Below are 640 nucleotides of genomic sequence, written 5' to 3'. Positions count from 1 at the left end.
TGTAGTGGTCAAGTAAAATTGGCCACGGTTTTAGAGTCATTCCAATATAAACGTTCTGACTCATTTGGCGTTAACCCACCATTATATTGATGGGGTCTGGTCTCACTGTAGTATCCAGTGATGTAATTTGTGATCTCTTTATCTGCTTCTGTAAAATTCCCATAACCACTAGCGGGTATCCACTCAGATTTCAAACTTCTAAAGAAACGCTCCATTGGTGCGTTATCCCAACAATTCCCGCGGCGACTCATACTTTGCTCAATCTGAAGACGCCATATTAATTGTCTGAATTTCAAGCTTGTGTAATGCGAACCTTGATCGCTGTGATATATCACATTCTCAGGCTTACCCCTTAACTCAAATGCCATTTTCAAAGCTTTACAGGTCAGCGCACTATCTGGTGATAATGACAAAGCCCATCCAACAGGTTTGCGGGAAAATAAGTCTAAAACAACGGCTAGATAGGCCCAGCGATTACCGACCCAAACATACGTCACGTCGCCACACCACACTTGATCTGGTTGAGTTACTGCAAACTGTCGATTTAGCGTATTGGGGATTGCAACATGCTCTTGTGTCGCTTTCCTATAAGAATGCTTAGGCTGCTGACAGCTTAATAACCCAAGCTTTTTCATTAGAT

The 640-nt window shown here is 42.5% G+C and carries 1 pseudogene; it reads right to left on the bottom strand.

Features of this window, described 5'->3' with window-relative positions:
* Nucleotides 1-8: 8 nt before the first annotated feature.
* Nucleotides 9-640 (bottom strand): annotated as a pseudogene (locus L5M17_RS23020) (IS3-like element ISSba5 family transposase); the annotation flags it as partial.

It is taken from the genome of Shewanella sp. SW24 (assembly GCF_025653395.1).
Taxonomy (GTDB): Bacteria; Pseudomonadota; Gammaproteobacteria; order Enterobacterales; family Shewanellaceae; genus Shewanella; species Shewanella oncorhynchi.
Note: the sequence above shows the minus strand (reverse complement) of the source record. Positions and strands in the feature narration are given on the sequence as shown.